At 31.1% G+C, this 19121-nt stretch carries 18 protein-coding genes and 2 tRNA genes; 19 read left to right on the forward strand and 1 reads right to left on the reverse strand.

The genetic code is table 4. The features are described from left to right. Nucleotides 1–65 precede the first annotated feature (65 nt). The 3 genes from topA to P344_RS01170 all read left to right on the forward strand — a co-directional run bounded on the left by topA (nucleotide 66) and on the right by P344_RS01170 (nucleotide 3884). A complete protein-coding gene (gene topA, locus P344_RS01160) occupies nucleotides 66–2066 on the forward strand; it encodes a type I DNA topoisomerase (RefSeq protein ID WP_025317066.1) in 2001 nt (666 codons plus the stop codon). A gap of 142 nt (nucleotides 2067–2208) precedes the next feature. Continuing rightward, nucleotides 2209–2532: a S1 RNA-binding domain-containing protein gene (locus tag P344_RS01165; protein ID WP_025317067.1), complete on the forward strand. Its 324-nt coding sequence runs from the start codon at nucleotides 2209–2211 to the stop codon at nucleotides 2530–2532. A 68-nt stretch (nucleotides 2533–2600) separates the two neighbouring features. Further along, nucleotides 2601–3884 carry a glucose-6-phosphate isomerase gene (locus tag P344_RS01170; protein ID WP_025317068.1) on the forward strand — a complete coding sequence of 428 codons (1284 nt, stop codon included), beginning with the start codon at nucleotides 2601–2603 and terminating at the stop codon, nucleotides 3882–3884. Between the two features lie 26 nt (nucleotides 3885–3910). Here the strand turns inward: P344_RS01170 and coaD are convergent, their stop codons facing one another. Further along, a complete protein-coding gene (coaD, locus tag P344_RS01175; protein ID WP_025317069.1) occupies nucleotides 3911–4333 on the reverse strand; it encodes a pantetheine-phosphate adenylyltransferase in 423 nt (140 codons plus the stop codon). Nucleotides 4334–4529: 196 nt separating this feature from the next. Here coaD and P344_RS01180 point away from each other — a divergent pair, with 196 nt between their 5' ends. The 16 genes from P344_RS01180 to feoB all read left to right on the forward strand — a co-directional run bounded on the left by P344_RS01180 (nucleotide 4530) and on the right by feoB (nucleotide 19047). Continuing rightward, nucleotides 4530–6197 (forward strand): ribonuclease J, encoded by a 1668-nt coding sequence (locus P344_RS01180; RefSeq protein ID WP_025317070.1) that lies wholly within the window; start codon nucleotides 4530–4532, stop codon nucleotides 6195–6197. Nucleotides 6198–6310: 113 nt separating this feature from the next. Further along, nucleotides 6311–9244 carry a DNA translocase FtsK gene (locus P344_RS01185; protein WP_025317071.1) on the forward strand — a complete coding sequence of 978 codons (2934 nt, stop codon included), beginning with the start codon at nucleotides 6311–6313 and terminating at the stop codon, nucleotides 9242–9244. Between the two features lie 139 nt (nucleotides 9245–9383). Further along, nucleotides 9384–9566 carry a hypothetical protein gene (locus tag P344_RS01190; RefSeq protein WP_025317072.1) on the forward strand — a complete coding sequence of 61 codons (183 nt, stop codon included), beginning with the start codon at nucleotides 9384–9386 and terminating at the stop codon, nucleotides 9564–9566. A 381-nt stretch (nucleotides 9567–9947) separates the two neighbouring features. Continuing rightward, the gene (locus P344_RS01195) at nucleotides 9948–10382 is read left to right on the forward strand and encodes a hypothetical protein (RefSeq protein WP_025317073.1); all 435 of its coding nucleotides are present in this window, start codon (nucleotides 9948–9950) and stop codon (nucleotides 10380–10382) included. 30 nt (nucleotides 10383–10412) lie between these two features. After that, nucleotides 10413–10646, forward strand: a complete 234-nt coding sequence (locus P344_RS01200) for a hypothetical protein (protein ID WP_038677551.1) — start codon at nucleotides 10413–10415, stop codon at nucleotides 10644–10646. A 3-nt stretch (nucleotides 10647–10649) separates the two neighbouring features. Further along, nucleotides 10650–10847 (forward strand): hypothetical protein, encoded by a 198-nt coding sequence (locus P344_RS01205; RefSeq protein ID WP_025317075.1) that lies wholly within the window; start codon nucleotides 10650–10652, stop codon nucleotides 10845–10847. A gap of 44 nt (nucleotides 10848–10891) precedes the next feature. Next, nucleotides 10892–11089: a hypothetical protein gene (locus P344_RS01210; RefSeq protein WP_025317076.1), complete on the forward strand. Its 198-nt coding sequence runs from the start codon at nucleotides 10892–10894 to the stop codon at nucleotides 11087–11089. Between the two features lie 498 nt (nucleotides 11090–11587). Beyond that, a complete protein-coding gene (locus P344_RS01215) occupies nucleotides 11588–12454 on the forward strand; it encodes an energy-coupling factor transporter ATPase (protein WP_025317077.1) in 867 nt (288 codons plus the stop codon). Further along, complete coding sequence (locus P344_RS01220; RefSeq protein ID WP_025317078.1) at nucleotides 12442–13353, forward strand: energy-coupling factor transporter ATPase; 912 nt, start codon at nucleotides 12442–12444, stop codon at nucleotides 13351–13353. Before P344_RS01215 ends, P344_RS01220 begins: the two co-directional genes overlap by 13 nt. A 17-nt stretch (nucleotides 13354–13370) precedes the next feature. Continuing rightward, nucleotides 13371–14336 (forward strand): energy-coupling factor transporter transmembrane component T family protein, encoded by a 966-nt coding sequence (locus tag P344_RS01225; protein WP_025317079.1) that lies wholly within the window; start codon nucleotides 13371–13373, stop codon nucleotides 14334–14336. A 2-nt stretch (nucleotides 14337–14338) separates the two neighbouring features. Next, complete coding sequence (locus tag P344_RS01230; RefSeq protein ID WP_236681407.1) at nucleotides 14339–15076, forward strand: tRNA pseudouridine synthase A; 738 nt, start codon at nucleotides 14339–14341, stop codon at nucleotides 15074–15076. A gap of 80 nt (nucleotides 15077–15156) precedes the next feature. Further along, nucleotides 15157–16428, forward strand: coding sequence for a hypothetical protein (locus P344_RS01235; RefSeq protein WP_025317081.1), 1272 nt, complete (start codon nucleotides 15157–15159; stop codon nucleotides 16426–16428). Between the two features lie 119 nt (nucleotides 16429–16547). Next, nucleotides 16548–16624: transfer RNA gene (locus P344_RS01240), tRNA-Ile, on the forward strand. 9 nt (nucleotides 16625–16633) lie between these two features. Then, nucleotides 16634–16709 (forward strand) — tRNA-Ala (locus P344_RS01245). A gap of 105 nt (nucleotides 16710–16814) precedes the next feature. Further along, nucleotides 16815–17042, forward strand: a complete 228-nt coding sequence (locus P344_RS01250; RefSeq protein WP_025317082.1) for a FeoA family protein — start codon at nucleotides 16815–16817, stop codon at nucleotides 17040–17042. Further along, entirely contained in the window at nucleotides 17029–19047 is a 2019-nt protein-coding gene (feoB, locus tag P344_RS01255) for a ferrous iron transport protein B (RefSeq protein WP_025317083.1), read from the forward strand. Before P344_RS01250 ends, feoB begins: the two co-directional genes overlap by 14 nt. The last annotated feature ends 74 nt before the right edge of the window (nucleotides 19048–19121 follow it).

Genomic DNA, 19121 nt, shown 5'->3' on the forward strand with positions numbered 1-19121 from the left:
TTTTTTTAAAATCTATGTATAATAGAGTATGTAGATTATTTTGAGTTTTAAAGGAGTGTATAAAAATGGCAGGGACCTTAGTTATTCTGGAGTCACCTACGAAAACAAAAGCCGTTGCAAAATATTTAGGGGAAGGTTATACTGTTTTATCTTCAGAAGGTCATATTCGAAATTTGTCAACCAAAGGAGAATTTGGGCTCGGAGTTGATATTATAACTTTTGAACCAACTTATAAAATTGAACGTGGGAAAAAAGAAAAAGTTAAAGAATTAAAAACAGCAGCTAAATCAGCGGAATTAGTTATTCTTGCGACCGACCCGGACCGCGAAGGAGAGGCAATTGCTTACCACTTAAATGAAGTTTTAGCATGTAAAGATAAATCGCGTCGAGTACGGTTTAATGAAATTACAAAAGATGCTGTTTTAGAAGCTTTCCAATATCAAACTGATATTGATATGAACTTAGTTAAGTCCCAAGAAGCACGGCGTATTTTAGACCGTTTTATTGGGTTTCGGTTAAGTAAGCTATTACAGAAAAAAATTAAATCAAAATCAGCCGGGCGGGTACAATCAGTAGCCTTGAAATTAATTGTGGAACGGGAAAAAGAATATCAAAATTTTATTCCCAAAGAATATTGAACAGTTGAGGGGTTATATAAAAAAGCCGTTATTAAATTAGTTAAGTATCAAAATAAAAAAATTGAACTTAACAATGAAGCAAAAGTTTTAAAAGTAAAAGCTGCTCTCCAAAAAGACTATGAAGTTGTGGATATTAATAAAAGTGAACGTCAACGAAAATCTCCTAATCCCCACACCACATCAACAATGCTTCAAGAAGCAAGTAGTAAGTTGGGATTCCCGTCAAACAAAACTTCAATGATTGCGCAACAATTATATGAAGGGATTAAAGTTAAAGATAATTTAGTCGGATTTATTACTTATCCGCGGACAGATTCAATTCGGTTAAGCGAAAAATTTGTTCAAGATGCTTTTAACTACATTACTATTAACTATGGGCAAGAATATCTGGGGGAAGTTAAACAACCATCACAGAAAAAGAAAAATGTCCAAGATGCCCATGAAGCAATCCGCCCCACGGATTTAACAATGACACCAGACTTAGCAAAAGAGTACCTTTCACGTGACCAATGACGGTTATATAAAATAGTTTATCAACGAGCACTAGCTAGTTTAATGGCAAGCGCAAAATTATTAGGAACAACAATTAGTTTACTAAATAATGATTATGAATTTAAAATTACCGGTAGTGTTGTGATTTTTGAAGGATTTTTAAAAGCAGTTTCTTTAGATGATAATGAAGATCTCGCTAGATTACCAAAATTAAAAATTGGCCAGTTCATTAATTTAAATGAATTATACGGAATTCGTCATTTTACAAAACCACCAAGCCGTTATTCAGAAGCCCGATTAATTAAAACTTTAGAAGAAATCGGGGTTGGTCGCCCTTCGACATATGCTCCTATTATGAAAACGTTGCGTGATCGTGGTTATATTATGATTGAAAATAAAGCAATTAAAGCCACTGAACGGGGAATCTTAACAAGTGATAAATTACAAGAATATTTTAATGATATTATTAATGAATCCTATACTTCTTCAATTGAAGAAACATTAGATGTTATTTCGAAAGGGGAAAGTGAACCCAAGCCGTTATTAAAAGAATTTTGAGAACGCTTTGAACCACGAATTGAAAATGCGATGAATTTAATGGAAGAAATTCCGGTTGAAAAAGCGAGAATTATTTGTCCAGAATGTGGAAATGACTTAGTTTATCGCTATGGGAAATATGGAAAATTCATTGCTTGTTCAGGGTTTCCAAAATGTCGCTATATTCACCAGACGGGACCAAAGTTTGGGACTTGTCCAAAGTGTGGGGTTGGCGAAATTATTTTAAAATTTAACAAACGCAATCAACGTTTTAAAGCATGTACTAATTATCCGAACTGTGATCACACGGATTCTTATAAAGAAGAGAAGTCAGATGGCAATGGTGGAGACAATATTGAAGAAAAAAATGAGTTATATCGCATTAATTTTCTAAATTAGATAATTTTAGTAAAATTTAGAAAATAATTTGACAATTTTGATATTTCTGACTGGGAATTTATATAAAAAATTGTAATAATTAAAAAATAATTTTCCTAAATATAAATGTATAATGATAAAATAGAAAGGGGAATATAGCACTATGTATAGTAAAGGACAAGTAGTTACAGTTAAAATTACTAATATTACACCTTTTGGAGCATTTTGTGAATTAAAAGATGCTACTGGCTTAATTCATATCTCAGAATTTTCAGACTTTTTTGTCAAAGACATTAAACAATTTGTTAATTTTGGTGACGAAGTTGAAGTTGAGGTATTGGATTTTGATGCTGATAAAAAACAAGTAAAATTAAGTTATAAAAACTGTCGACCAGAATTACTAAAGAAGACAAATAGCCAGATTCAAGAAACTGGCGCTGGTTTTCAACCATTAAAAGAAAAAATTAATTCATTAACTAGCAAATAATAATTAATACCTAATTAGTGAGTTTTCATTGAAAGTTTAAAATTAGGAAGTGAGCGTATCAAATAACAATGATTAAAACAGATTTAACAAATGCAATATCAGAATTAGATTTTAATAAATATAATCAACAAATAGCTGCAATTCATCAAATGATCCATGATAATTCAGGTGTAGGCCATGAGTTTTTAGGATGAGTTGAATGACCACTTAATTACGATAAAGCAGAATTAGCAAAAATGAAAGCAGTAGCAAGTCAACTTACGAAAGAAATTGATGTTTTGTTAGTTATCGGCATCGGGGGAAGCTATCTCGGTTCACGAGCTGCAATTGAAATGATTAATGGATTGTATTATCAACCACAAGTTGAGATTATATATATTGGCAATACTATGTCATCAACATATACTCAACAAGTTTTAGATTATGTAAAAAATAAGGAATTTGGAATTTGTGTCATTTCCAAATCTGGAACAACAACAGAACCAGCAATTGCCTTTCGCTTATGTAAAGATTTATTAGAACAAAAGAAGGGTAAAGCAGTTGCCAAAACGAGAATTATTGCTGTGACAGATAAAGCAAAGGGTGCCTTAAAAGAGCTTGCCAACCAAGAAGGGTATCAAACATTTATTATTCCCGATGACATCGGGGGACGATATTCGGTGCTAACACCAGTTGGAATCTTTCCAATGTTAGTGGCCGGAGTGAATGTTGATGAAGTTTTTGCGGGAGCAAAGTTAGCTTACGAAGATACTTTCAGCCCCGATTTAACTAACCAGGCATATCGCTATGCGTTAGCACGGTATTTATTAAATACTCGTGACCACTATCAAAGCGAAATGTTAGTTAGTTATGAATTACAATTCCAAATGTTGAATGAATGGTGAAAACAACTGTTTGGAGAATCAGAAGGTAAAGATGGGAAGGGGTTATTACCAACTTCATGTATTTTTTCTACTGATTTACACTCATTAGGACAATTCATTCAGGAAGGTACTAAAAATATCATTTTTGAAACAGTGATCAAAATTAATAAACCAAATGGTGATTTAGTACTAACAGCTGACCAAGAAAATTTAGATGGCTTAAATTACTTAGCTGGTAAAACATTACATAGTGTAAATACCATTGCTATGGCGGGGGTTGTTTATGCCCACCACCAGAGTGGTAATGTCCCAAATATCATTTTAGAATTTGCGACAATGGATGCGAAAATGTTTGGTTACTTATCATATTGATTTATGAAAGCGTGTGCAATGTCAGCGTATTTATTAAAAATTAATCCGTTTAATCAACCAGGAGTTGAAATATATAAAACTAATATGTTTAAATTGCTGGGAAAACCAGGAAAATAACATATTTAAAAAAGTAGTTTTCAAAACTACTTTTTTAATTGGTTAATTTGTTTTAATAAGGTTGAAGAAATTTCAGTTAGTCCATAATCCACAATAAAAAAAATTGTTTCGAGATTATTATTTAACTTTTTATTTGCAAATGCTAATTCCATTTCGTATTTCAAATCATTATTATTTCTTAACCCCCGAATAATATAATTTGCCCCTAATTCTTTAGCAAGTTTACTTGTTAAGCGATTATCATTTGTTAAAACTTCAATCATTGGATTAATATCGGCACAAATAGTTTTAACAATTTTAGTTCGTTCAAAAATGTCACCTTGTTCTTTTTTTTCTAAATTAATCGAAACAATAACATATAGCTTTTCAAATAGTAAACTTGCCTTCTTAATAATATTAATATGTCCTTCATGAATCGGATCAAAACTACCTGGGAAGATCGCTTTCATCGTAACACCCCTGTTCTATTTTTTATTTTATCGCATTTTTTAAAAATATAAAATTAAGTTAAATATATTTTCAAAATTTTATTTGTTATTGTATAATATTTAAGATTATAGTTATATGGTTTCTTATTACAATTAATAGTAGACAATTTTTTAATTTAGAATGTTAATTAAAAAACTTCAGAAAGGAAGACGATTTATGTCAAAAATTAGTTTTTTTGCCCTTGGGGGGCTAGATGAGCGCGGGAAGAATTTATATTGCGTGGAAGTTGATCAAGATATTTTTGTTTTTGATGCGGGAACAAAAAATCCGGAACGGGGAATTTTAGGAATCGATGTTGTTATTTCTAATTTTGATTATTTAAAAGAAAATCGCAATCGCATTAAGGGGATTTTTATTACTAAACCTTCCGATGAATGTTCAGAAGCAGTTACTTATATTTTAAAAGAAGTCGCAATTCCAATTTACGGAAGTAAACTAACTGCTCATATTTTAAATTTTCATCTCCAACGTTTTAAAGTTCGTGGGAAAGAAGAACTGTTTAAAGTTGTTAACCCGCATAATGTTATTGAATTTGGACCTTGCAAAGTTGAAGTTTTTGCAACCACAACAAACATGCCAAATAGTTATGGTTATGTTTTGCATACTCCGGATGGGGTGATTATTTACCCGGGGGATTATATGTTTGATGCAAAAGCTGACCCTGATTTTGCCATGGATATGCAACATTTAACTGACATTGCTACCCATAATAAAGTATTATTATTTTTATCAGAAGCTTCATCAGCCTCACGAATGGACTATACGGCGCCAAACCATAAAATTAAAAGTTATATTGAAAGAGCAGTTAAAGAAGCACAGGGCCGCTTAATTTTAGCTTGTTTTGATCAGGACTTACATAAAATAAATGAATTATTTGATTTAGTGCGTGAAAACAATATTAATGTCGGAATTTATGGTCAAACTTTATTAGAAGCTTTAAAAGTAATTAATGCAAATAACCAAATGAACTTAGAAGGAATTAACCTTAAAACTTTACATGACGTTGTTAATGATGAAAAATCATTAATTATAGTAACGGGCAGTGGTGAACGTTTATATAGTCGGTTAATTAAAATTGCTAGTGGGAATGATGATATTTTAGATATAAAAGAAACTGACACCATTATTTTAGCAACTCCACCAAATCCGGGGAGTGAACTAAACCATGCGAATGTGTTAGATGAACTAGCCCGTACGGTGGCGAAAACAACTGCTTTATCAGATCGCAAAATCTGAACAATGACTGCTAGTTATGAAGATATTAAATTAATGACTTCGATTTTAAAACCACAATACTTTATTCCGGTTAAAGGGTTATATAAAGACTTTGTCAAAGCAAAACAAGCCGCTAACGAAGCAGGGGTTCCAGTTGAAAATATTTTCTTATGTGATAATGGGGAAAGTGTGAACTTTACAAATGGTGAATTTGATAAAGTAATTGGCAAAGTTAAAACTTCTGACTTATATGTTGATGGGATCGGTGTTGGTGATATTGGGGCTGTGGTGTTAAATGAACGAAAACAATTAGCAACAGATGGGGTTGTTATTATTGGAGTTTCAATTGATGCAAAAACAAAAGCAATTACTTCCCTAATTGATACCCAAATGCGTGGTGTTATTTATATTCAAGAAAATAATGATATTTTTAAAAAAATGCAAAAAGTAATTACCGATATTATTGAAAAACACCATAAAAAAGCAATTGCTGGAGAAATGTATGATGTTAATGAAGTTAAAAATGAAATTCGGAGTACCGTGTTATCTTTTGTTAAATTGGAAACCGGGAAAACCCCAATTATTTTAGCAATTGTAAATGAAATCTAAAATTTAGGATATCTTTTTAGTTTATGATATATTTATATTATAAATATTAATATAATAATTTTTTGGTATGGTCATATACATTATTAATTAATATTTCAAGGGGGCAATTTAATATGAGACGAAATTCTTATGATGATTATCCATTAAATGATCAAAATGAGACGACTGCCATCATTAAAATTGAGAAAAAACAACGCCGAAATGATTCAATCGGATGAATTATTGGATCATTATTGTTAATTTTCTTTACAATTATTGCGGTTGGTCGGATTACTTTAATTGGACAGTTTATTGATGATGTTATTTTTACTTTTCCCTTTGGATGGTTTAAATACATTGTTTATTTGTTGTGCTTAATATTAGGAATCACTATTTTTATTGGGGTCAAAATAAAGCTAAAAAGACGGGTTCGTCATATGATCCTGGTTTTTGCAATTTTAGCCTGTTGAATGGTAAGCAATGTGTTATTAATTGTGCAGTTTGCACACCACGAAATTAAATATTTTGACCAAGATAATTTTGTTAATATTATGAGTAATTATATTAACCACTGACAAAAAGCATCTATTTTTAATCCGCATCCTCGTAATCCCATTACTTTTGTGGGTTTTAATGGTGATTGAATCACGCTATATGCGGGTGGTGGAATTATTGGAAACTTTATTGCCGCAATTTTTTCTTATTTAACAATTTTTGGTTCATTAGCATTAGCATTATGCTTTACAATGTTATGGTTTAGTTGGGTCTTTACTGGTTCTCCAATCGGGATGTTCCGTTCAAAAAAATGTCAAAATAACCATGGGATTCGGGTTGTTAAATTAACATCTAATAAAAATTGCAAAGCCAATAAAAAAGTCTTGCAAACTAGTATTTACCAATCAATTAATATTCCTGACGATGAAATCTTTTCATCCCGCCAGGTTATGCACACAACCGAATCTTCGGATATTACGATTCAAATGCCTTCCTTTACTGCTGCTCATGACCAGCGGTTGATTGAAGATTTAATTGCTGATGATTATCAACAAACTCGAAATAATAAAAATAAAAAACAAAATTATGTTAATTTTAATGAGCCACCAAACCGTCCTCAACCACCGCTTAAACCCGTTTATATTCCGAGTGAACATGAATATATTCAACCCCGTTATCGTCGCCAAGATAATAATAAATTAAATGACGCCCCCTTTTATTCATCAGCATATGGTAATAATGTTGATTTGTCAAAAGCGCGGGAAAAATTAAATTCCGAATCAGCAATTACTCCATTTGGAAAATTATCTAATAACTCAACGATGAAGACAAGTGAACTTCGTCAAACTTCAATTTATGATGAAAATGATCAAACCCAAGAATTTAACATTCTGCCTGTTAATACTCCGGTCAAGAATGAACCAGAATTTTATGATGATTTACCAGAGTTAACTCCTGAACCAAAACAAACCCCAGAAAGTTATGTTTCACAAACTGATCAAATTTTAGAAGCGCATAATAAAGCAATTAATCGTCAGTTAAATTGCCATAGTCCTAATTATCATGAATCCCCACCACCAATCTCACAACCACGGAATGTTGAAATTAATAAAAATGCAGCAGTTAATCCTAAAAAATTAACAATTAATGAAAGTTATGAATTACCAAAATTAAGTTTATTAAATGAAAAAGTAGTTAATTATCAAAATAATGAAATTAATAAACAAGCCGCCCAAAATAAAGCGTTGAAAATTAATGAAGTTTTTCAACAATTTAATGTTGCGGCAAGTGTCCAGGGCATTAATATTGGCCCAACGATTACTAAGTTTGAAATTCATATGCAACCTGGGGTGAAGGTTAATAAAATTACTAGTTTAGAAAATGATTTAAAATATGCTTTAGCAACCCAAAATGTGCGGATTGAAGCACCAATTCAAGGCAAATCTGCGGTTGGAATTGAAATTGCCAACCAAATTAGTAATAAGGTAACTTTACGGGAAATTATGGAAAAAACACCATTAGAAAAACAAAACAATAAATTATTAGTTGCGATTGGGCGTAGTGTAAATGGTGAAATTATTTTTATTGAATTAGATAAGATGCCCCATTTATTAGTTGCCGGGTCAACGGGAAGTGGGAAGTCAGTATCAATTAACACAGTTTTATCTTCCCTATTATTGCGAACAAAACCCCATGAAGTTAAGCTACTATTAATTGACCCAAAACAGGTTGAATTAGCAGTTTTTAATAATTTACCGCATTTACTAGCCCCTGTAATCTATGATACAAAATTAGCAAATGGGGCGTTAAAAAAAGTTATTGGTGAAATGGAACGTAGATATAGTATTTTATCGGAAAAAGGTGTTCGTAATATTGAAACTTATAATGCGAAAGTTAAAGCAGAAGATAAATTACCATACATTGTTGTTGTCATTGACGAACTTGCTGATCTAATGATGACAGCGGGGAAAGACATTGAAGATTCTATTATGCGGATTACCCAGTTAGCCCGAGCAGCGGGAATTCACATGATTATTGCCACTCAACGTCCATCAACTGATGTTATTACCGGAGTTATTAAAACTAATATTCCATCACGAATTGCGTTTGCTGTAGCTTCCTCAATTGATTCACGAACTATTTTAGACCAAACCGGGGCCGAAAAATTAATTGGATATGGAGATATGCTATATGCCCCAGCAGGGCAAAATATTCCAACTCGTGCCCAAGGAGCTTATATTTCCGATGAAGAAATTGAACGGTTAGTTCAGTATTGTCGTAGTCAACAAGATCCAGAATATGAAGAGGAGTTTTTAAATATTGACCAACCTGGGAGCAAAGAACCGGGCGGTCAAAATAATTTAGACCCCTTATACCATGAAATTAAACGGTTTGTGATTCTGAACCAAAAAGCATCAACTTCACTAATTCAACGAAAATTCTCGATTGGATATAACCGAGCAAGTCGACTAATTGATTTATTAGAAGACAACGGGGTTATTGGTCCCCAAAATGGGGCTAAGCCACGAGAAGTTTATATCCAAAATCTTGATTTAGATGATAATGAATGATAAAAAATCCTTAATTTATTTAAGGGTTTTTTATGGATAATTATTTTTTGTGGTTCTTAATTTTAATTTAAAAAATATTTAACCTTTTTTAAAAATATGTTACAATTATGCGATCTAACTATGAAACAAAGGAGGTATTTTGATGCGCAAGGAAGTTACAACCAATAGTCTAGTAACTATTGATGATGCTTTAGTTTGCAAATATTGTCAAAATAATATTGAAAATATTAAAGTCTTTCTCCGAACAAGAGTATTTCCTAATTTATGGAATGAAAAGTTGCTCTTATTACCCCTTGCCGAGGGGGCAAAGTTTTGTCAAGAATAACCATAAGCAATTAATATTGCAATCATTATTTGCCATTTTAAACAATACTATTTAATTTATTCAGAAAGTAAAGGAAAAAATCAACATCATAATAATGTTAAATTTAATCCGAAGGTATTACAAAAAGTTGTCCACTTAAATCATCCGGACCATAATGTCCAAATGAATCTTGCCAATGCCAATATCCCGCCTGCAAAATTTAACTCGGCGTTACAAATTAAACCTAATTTAATTAAAATAGTAGTAAAGACTAAGAAAAAATTTAAGACACCGCTTATCTTTGGAATGGTATTTTTATTAATTGTTGGGTTATTGTTAGGAGCAAGGTAAAGAATAAAATTATTTACTAATTCAGCTGGACCTGATGAAAATAAACCCGTTATGCCAATTATTAACCTGCGTGATTTAGGCAATTTATCAAAAGACTTAACGGGGAATTATCAAAATTATTATATTAATATCAATGATACCTCAGAAAATAGTTTGCAATCAGCTATTAAACGAGTTGTTCACTATGACAATAGTTTATTAGATCCTAATTTAATAAGTTTAATTGATCATCCGTTAACAACTTTGCGAACAAATGATGTGCTAGAACCGTTAAAAACAAATAATATTGCAATTGATATTACAGTTCCTGTCCAAACGGGTCTGTTGTGAAATGGGAAAGCCACCATTAATTTAACAGTTCATAATTTTGGCCAAAAAATTAAAATATTTGATAAAACAATTGTAAATGTTAATCAAATTAATAGTTATCAATATGTTTTAACTTCTGATGATATCATTTATGATGCTAGCAATGATTGGGAATAAGTTTTAACTTTATCTTCACAAGTAATGAAAATGGATGCTGGTGAAATTAATGTTAGCCAAGCGCTTTATGGTTTTACAAAAGACAATAATATATTTTTTATTGGGGAAAATAAAAAAGTAATTAGTAGTATTTTTGATATTTATGGGGCTCCGTTAACAAAAACAATTAAAAAAGTTTTAATGATTCCGTTTACTAATGCAAGTACTCTTCAATATCAAAAAATTTTCTTTCTTATTTTAACAACTGATGGGTTTTTATATTAGTTATTGTTTGATCAACGAGATAATACTTTCCATGTTGTAAAAAAAATTGACTATTTTACAATATTTCCTGAAATAATTAATGATATTTATTATAATCCTTTAGCAAATAGGATTGATGTTTATTATCAAACTAGCTTTGTTTCTTTTCCAATTAAATTAGATCTTGATATTGAACATGATGTTAAGATAGACCATAATTAAATTTCAAATGATTTTAAATTTGCTAAAATTTTTATAAGAATGGAGTGGAAATTAAAGTAGTAAAAACTGCTCCTAGTAATCTTGTGGATGGCTTAATAATTATGGATAATAAGGTTGAATATGATTTTAAATTTCCACCGAATTATGCTGATATTTTAAATATCATTATGGATGATTCTGTTAGCAATAAAATTAAATATGCTTTAGTCAGTAATTATGATGCAACTTTAAAAAAAATATAACATTGAATTAATTAAAATTGGTGATGGTATAAGCACTGGTGATTTAGGAGATGATTTTGAAGTAGTATTATAAGATTTAACTAATAATTTTTTTGAAGATACTAATGGTCATTTGTATTTGTTTGGTAAGCAAAATAATGAGTTAATTCCTTTATATTCTTCACAAAATGATTGACAGCAGCCAATAGCTTATTTTAATGAAGAGTTTTTGAACCACCAAGTGCAATTTGCGAAGATTCCCCTGGATAATTTTATTTTTACACAAAAAATAGTGTTTATAAATTTTAGAATAAACTATTAAGGTAATTTTGAATATTATTTGGTAGTTTATTTTATTTAAAAAAAAATATTAAAATAAATTCCTTTATTTATAATTTATATATATAATATGTTTGTAATAAATAATTTATTTAGTTAATTATTAGATATTAGCAAATATTGCTATATAATTAATTTATAAATTTTGGGGAGAAAATACATATTAAGGTGATTAGTAAAATGGCAAGAAAGAAAAAAAATGTAGATATAACACTGGAAAAAATAAATAATATTTCATTGAAATTAACAGATATTGAATTTCGCTATCGAGAAAATCATCCCAACGCTGTTGATGGGGTTAGTTTTGAAATTAACCATGGTGAATATGTAACTATTATTGGTCATAATGGTAGTGGGAAGTCAACAATTAGTAAAATCATTATTGGTGTTTTGCGTCCTCAAAATGGTAGTGTTGAAATTTTTGGAAATGTGATGACTAATTTAAAAATGAATGGGATTCGAAAATTTTTAGGAATTGTTTTTCAAAATCCAGATAATCAGTTTATTGGTTCGACCGTTCGTGATGATATTGCTTTTGGTTTAGAAAATCGTCGCATTCCCCAACCGGAAATGCAACCAATTATTGAAAGAGTGGCAAAACAAGTTGGGATGCTAGATTTTCTAAATCATGAGCCCTTAATGTTATCCGGGGGTCAAAAACAACGTGTGGCGATTGCGTCAGCCTTAGCTTTGCAACCAGAAATATTAATTTTTGATGAAGCAACTAGTATGTTGGACCCCAAAGGGAAAAAAGAAGTTAAACAAATTATGGTTGATTTAAAAAATACTCGTGAGAAAACGATTATTTCAATTACCCATGATATGGATGAAATTTTAAATGCCGATAAGGTTATTGTTATGAATAAGGGGAAAATGGTTAAGTGTGGGAAACCAGAAGAAATTTTATATGATGAAGATTTCTTACGCTCAATTCATTTAGATGTGCCATTTGTTTCCAAAATAATTGATTCTTTAAAAGCAGCCGGGTTAAGTGTTAAGAATACCTTAAGTTTAGAGGAGTTGGTGGATGAAATATGTCAAAAATAAAAAATAAAAAAAATGATGAAGTTAAAAATTTAGAAAGTAGCGACATTGTTTTTACCAATGTTTCGCATGTTTATGCGCCAAAAACTCCGTATGAATTTAAATCGCTAGAAAATGTTAATTTAACTCTTTCACCGGGGGAAATTATTGCAATTATTGGTTCAACTGGAAGTGGAAAATCAACTTTAATTCAGCATATTAATGGATTATTAATTCCAACCACTGGTGAAGTTAATGCTAATGGTTTTATTATTAAAGCTAAGCAAAAGAAAATTAAAAATGTTAAACAATTGCGCAAAACCATTGGTTTAGTCTTCCAATTTCCGGAGTATCAATTATTTGAAGAAACCATTGAAAAAGATATTATGTTTGGTCCAGTTCACTTGGGTGAAAAAAAAGAAGTTGCCCAGGAAAATGCTAAAAAATATTTAGAAATGGTGGGGTTGCCCTTGAGTTATCTTAAACGTTCACCCTTTGATTTATCCGGGGGACAAAAACGTAGAGTAGCTATTGCCGGGATTTTAGCAATGGAAGGAAAAACTTTAATTTTAGATGAACCAACCGCCGGATTAGACCCTGAAGGAGAAGAAGATTTTATTGATCTTTTCAATCGCATTAATAAAGAGCAACAAAAACGTATTATTCTCGTTACTCATAATATGGACCATGTGCTCCAAATTGCTGATGAAGTAATTGCGATGAAAGAAGGAAAAGTTTTAAAAGTTGGAACTCCTTTTGATATTTTCCGCAATAAAGAATTATTAGAAGAATTATTAATTGAACCACCAAAAATTTATAATTTAATTTATAAACTACAAGAAAAAGGGTTAGATTTAACTAACCAGGATATTCGTAACATGGCACAATTAGCCGCAGAAATTGTTAAAATGAAAAAGAAATAAGAAAGGTTGTGTAAACAATGAGATTATCATTTGGGCGTTATATTGCTTATAATTCTCCGATTCATCGAATGGATCCTCGTGTTAAATTATTCATGTTAATTGCATTGATGGCCTCAATCTTTTTTTCAACTGGTTTTACTGGTTATGTGTTATTAGGATGTACAGTGTTAACAATTTTCTTTATGGCTCATTTACGAGCACGAATGCTCTTTTCTTTATTAAAACCAATTTTATTTATGTTTACGGTGTTACTAATTATTAACTGTTTTTTAATTACTAATGGTTATATTGGTTGACACTGAGGAGGAAAAGCAGAAGCGTTAGGACCATCGGCCCCTGGGGGAAAAGGATGATTTTGTTTTTCTGAAAAAGCTGTTTTTAATGCTTTATATATGGCTTGTCGGATTTACTTGATGATTATGATTACAACAATCTTAACCGCTACAACCCAACCATTGGACTTAACATTAGCCTTGGAAGACTTACTAAGCCCATTAAAATTAGTTAAATTTCCAGTTCATATTTTATCAACAATTATTTCAATTGCCCTAAGAATGATTCCGACATTAATTGAAGAAGCCGGGCGAATTATGAAAGCCCAAGCTTCGCGGGGGGTTGATTTTAAGAATGGTCATTTTAAAGATAAAATTAAATCAACCACATCGTTAATTATTCCATTATTAGTGTCAGCTTTCCAAAAAGCGGAAGATTTAGCTTATGCGATGGATGCGCGTGGTTATGACCCACATGCAAAACGTACCCGCTATCGTCATTACCATATTAATTTCACAGATATTATTATCTTTATTTTTGTTGCTGGGATTGCTAGTGTTGTTATTGCACAGTGAGCAACTATGGGCACAAGTGAAACATTCTATAATGTTTGACATTGAGAAGGTAGTGGCTGAGTTTTTGGCAAAATTAAAACCGGGTTTATTCCCCTACGAATTCCCCATATTGATGATTTTGTAATGGGATGATAATAATGTATTTACTATTAACTTTACAATATGATGGTTATGATTATCATGGCTGAGTAAAACAAAAAAATGCTAAGACAATTCAGGGTGAATTAGAAAAAGCATTTTTTCGTGTTTCCCACCAACAATTATGGATGTTAGGAGCAAGTAAAACCGATCAACAAGTTCATGCCTGAGACCAAAAGGTTTTAGTTAAACTACCGTTTATTCCTAATGATGTTGGATTTTTTATCAAAACTGTTAGTGCTTCGTTACCATTAGATATTAATATTAAAGATTATGAAATCCGGGATGAAAATTTTGGGGTGCGCAATGTCTTAGAAAAAGAATATGTTTATACAATTAATGATGGGGCGGTTGATATTTTTAATTGCCGTTATGAATTAAAATACCCAAGATCCTTAGATGTTAATAAATTAAATGAAATTGCCCAAGTTTTTATAGGAACCCATGATTTTTTTAATTTTTCGGGGGTTAAAAAAGGAGAAAATATTAATACTATCCGAACAATTAATAAAATTTGGATCGAACGAAATGATCATCATAAAATTTTAATCCATGTTCAAGCGAAGGCATTTATTCGCTATCAAATTAGGATGATGGTCCAAAATATTTTAGCGTGTTATGAAGGTAAAATTAGTTTAGCGGACATTAAAACGCAGTTAGCAAACCTTCCGGGGAGCAAAAAAACAAGTTTTTGTGCCAAACCCTATGGGTTATGTTTAGCAAAGATTACTTATTAAAAGATAGGGATTTATGATATAATGTATACAAATAAAAATTATGGTCATTTTTATCAAAATGTGATGGGGTGCTAAATATTATGAGTATAAATTCAAATTTTTATATTGTTCCGAATGAAGAAGGATTTTTAGTTAAATCAGCAACAAATGATGAGGTCGCATTATTTCGTTCACGTCGTGATGCTGAAGTTTTTATGTCTAGTTTAGAGACACCACAAAATCCAACTTATGTTCCTTTTCAACAACCGCTAGTGGCTCAACCAGTAATGCCACCAACTTATCCAATGTATCAACCACCAGTGGCACCAACTTCTTCACCACAAGTATTCTTTATTCAACAACCAGCCCAACAAACACCAATGATGTATCCATTTTATCCAATGGGATTTCCGGGGATGTATCCAGGTAATGGTTCTTGTGGTAGTTTTTGTGAATATCGTTGTCATGATCATGGTGAGCATCATCATCACCAATATCATTGACAACCCACAGGGGGATATAATGCCCCATCAAATAATGCGCCGATGGGTTATGGAAATATGAATAATAATGCAATGGGTTATAATAGCAATAATTCAGCAAGTGGAGCAAATTATCAAGGGACACCTAATTATCAACCCAACATGGCCCAAACTCAACCATCAAATTTTCAACAATACCAACCGCAAAATCAACAACAACCGTATATAACTGAAGAATTTGTTAATCCCCCAGTGTATGTTGATGATAATAATTTTAATCCATACAATAATGAAATGTATGCGCCCCCTGGTTACAGTGAAGGGTTAGGAAACATGGATATGACGGCAATGAACGCCTCAGCAGAACCACAATATAATAATGAAGTTTATCGTGGTCAAGAGGTTAATAATAGCTCGGAAAATAGTATCCCAAATACTACGTTTATGCAACCAGTATATTCGGAGTTAACGAATGAAAATCCTAATGAGGATAATAATAACTCACCGGCACAAAGTGAAAGTATAACAACAGTAGTAGAAACAGCAAGTGACCAACCATCTGTTGTGTCAAGTTCTGCACCGGAACAAGTTAAAAATCATAGTTATGTTGAAAATGAAAATGTTCAACAACAAGGTAGTTTAAATAACTTAAATTATGGGAATGAAGGTCAGAATCAGGATTATTTAAATGATGATTACACAAATGATTATATTAATTTCTTAGATAATGATTTATTAACCGCAGGATTATCAAAAAAAGAATTAAAACGATTAAAAAAAGAAGAAGAACGTCAACAAAAATTACAAAATAAATTAGCGAAAAAGAATGCAAAAAAAGGAAAGTCTGAAAATAAATTTGATATTGAAGACTTAAGTCAAATTGTCGAATAAAAGGTTCCAAGATAATAAATTATGGAGCCTTTTTCTTTAAAAAAGTGTAGAAAATTATCATTTTTGGTGAAATTAACTTGTTTTTTTAATTAAGATAATGTTATAATGAATAAGGTTTTCGGGCTATAGCTCAGCTGGTTAGAGTGCACCCCTGATAAGGGTGAGGTCGATGGTTCAAGTCCATTTAGCCCGACCATTTTTTAATGGGCTCGTAGCTCAGTTGGGAGAGTACCTGCCTTGCACGCAGGGGGTCGACGGTTCGATCCCGTTCGGGTCCACCATTTATATGTTATGTTAAAATAAAAAATGTTGGTAAATAGGAATATTTACTTTTTTTTATTTTAAAATAAGATATAATTAATAATGATAAAAAGAAGGTTGGAAATATGTTAGGAAAAGAATATTGTGGAAAAAAGGTAACAGTAGTTAGAATTAATCCGTTAATTGAAAATGAATTTTTGCATAAAATTCATCAAATTGGCATTTATCCGCAACAAGAAATTGAAGTTATTAAGTATCAAAATAAAATTTTACATATTAAAGTCAATAATATTGAATACGCAATTAACATTGACCAGGCAAAGTATATTGAGGTTAGATATGTCGTGTCATAATTCAGCTGTGAAATCACCTAAGAAAAAAGACAAAAATAATTACTTTTTATTAGTGGGGTCACCTAATATTGGTAAGTCAACTTTCTTTAATCATTTAACAAATAAAACTACAATTATTGGAAACTTTGACCGGACAACAGTTACGCCGATGGTTGGTAAAATTAAACAAACAAGTGATCTGAAGTTAATAGATTTACCAGGAATTTATAATTTAAATGCCCGTGGTGATGATGACAATGTTGTTTTAAATACTATTTTTAAAACAGATTTTAGCGGAATTTTAAATGTTTTAGGGGCTAATTCATTTTTACGTGATATGCATTTAACAATTCAGTTATTAGAAACCCAAAAACCCTTAGTTTTATCAATTAATATGGTTGATGAGTTAAAAAACCAACGAATTTTAAATAATAAACTAGCAAAAGTGTTAACTTGTCCTGTTGTGCTAACGGTGGCAAAAACTAATAAGGGATTAAACAATGTACAAAAAGAATTAGCATGTCCCCTAAATGCATTTAAATTAAATTATGGTCATAATATTGAAAGTAAAATTACTCAAATTACCGAAAAATTAACAATTAGCGGAATGTCAAAACGGTTTTTAGCAATTCAGCTATTAGAAAATAACCAAATTGCCATTGATTATTTAAAAAATAACCAGGAGAATTATGAGGAAATTTTAGCATTAGTTGCCGAAAATAATAATGCCAACCAGGAAGTTATTTACCAAGTACGTTTTGATTTTATTAAAAAGTTATACCAGGAAATTTTTGTGTTAGAAAATTCTTTTTTAGCAGTAACTAAAAATAAAATTAAGAATTGGCATGAAAAAGTAGACTATTTACTATTAAAGCGCACCTTTGGACTTCCAATTTTTGTTTTGCTCTTAGTTGGTTTAAACTACATTACCTTTGGTCCCTATACTGGTAGTTTTTTAAGTGAAAAATTAGATTATTTATTTAATGATCTGTTATTAACGCTTATTAAAGATAAGATGTTAATTACCAATTGTCCACTTTTCTTGACGGGCCTAATTTGTGATGGGATTTTAGCGGGTCTGTTTGCGGTGTTGCCATTTATTCCTTATATTTTGATCTTATTTTTATTTGTTGGATTATTTCAACAAAGTGGGTACTTAGCGCGCGTATCAGTCTTAACTGATCAGTTACTATCACCCTTTGGATTATCAGGACGGAGTGTAATTAATTTAATTTCTGGAATGGGGTGTAATGTTCCCACCATTATGATGGCTCGTAGTACAACTAATAAGAAAGAAAAATTTATTTCAATTTTTATTGCTCCCTTTATTTCTTGTTCCGCGCGGGCTACAGTATTTGCGTTTGTAGCATCAATGATTTTTACTAAAAACACGTGGTTAGTTGTTTTTATCTTACAAATTTTTAGTGGGTTAACAGCCTTATTAATTGGGTTATTATTTTCAAAAACAATGTTCCGTAAAAAAGCAAATTTATTTTTAATTGAAGTTCCAAAATGACGAACTCCTGACTTTTTAACGATTATTAAATTAATGTGGTTAGAATTAAAAACCTTTTTAATTCGTGCGGGAAAATTTATTTTATTAGGAAGTATCATTGTGTGATTATTTAGCCACTTAGGAATTCACGGAGTTTTAACTGACGAGCAGATTGACCAATCATTTATTGGCTATGTTGGTCGGGGATTAAGTTATTTATTTATGCCCCTGGGATTAAACGACTGACGAATGGCTACTAGTTTATTATTAGCCTTTCCGGCCAAAGAACTGGCTATTAGTAATATGACTATTGTGTTTGGTAGTCAAACCGCCATTAGTTCGTTCTTCAATTTAGCCAATGGTATTAGTTTTATGTTATTTTTCTTATTATATATCCCATGTTTATCAACAATGGCTGTAATTAAAAAAGAAACCAATTGAAAAATGTTAGTTTACAACTCATTATTTTCCCTTGCAACAGCCTATGTGATTGGTGTGCTTGGTTATTGAATCTTCTATCCCTTGATCTAAAAAATAGTAATTAGTGATACCATATTTAATAGTAAAAATGCAATTTTTTTTGATAAAATTATATAGAAAAATAT

This window comes from Spiroplasma mirum ATCC 29335, assembly GCF_000565195.1.
GTDB classification, from domain to species: Bacteria; Bacillota_I; Bacilli_A; order Mycoplasmatales; family Mycoplasmataceae; genus Spiroplasma; species Spiroplasma mirum.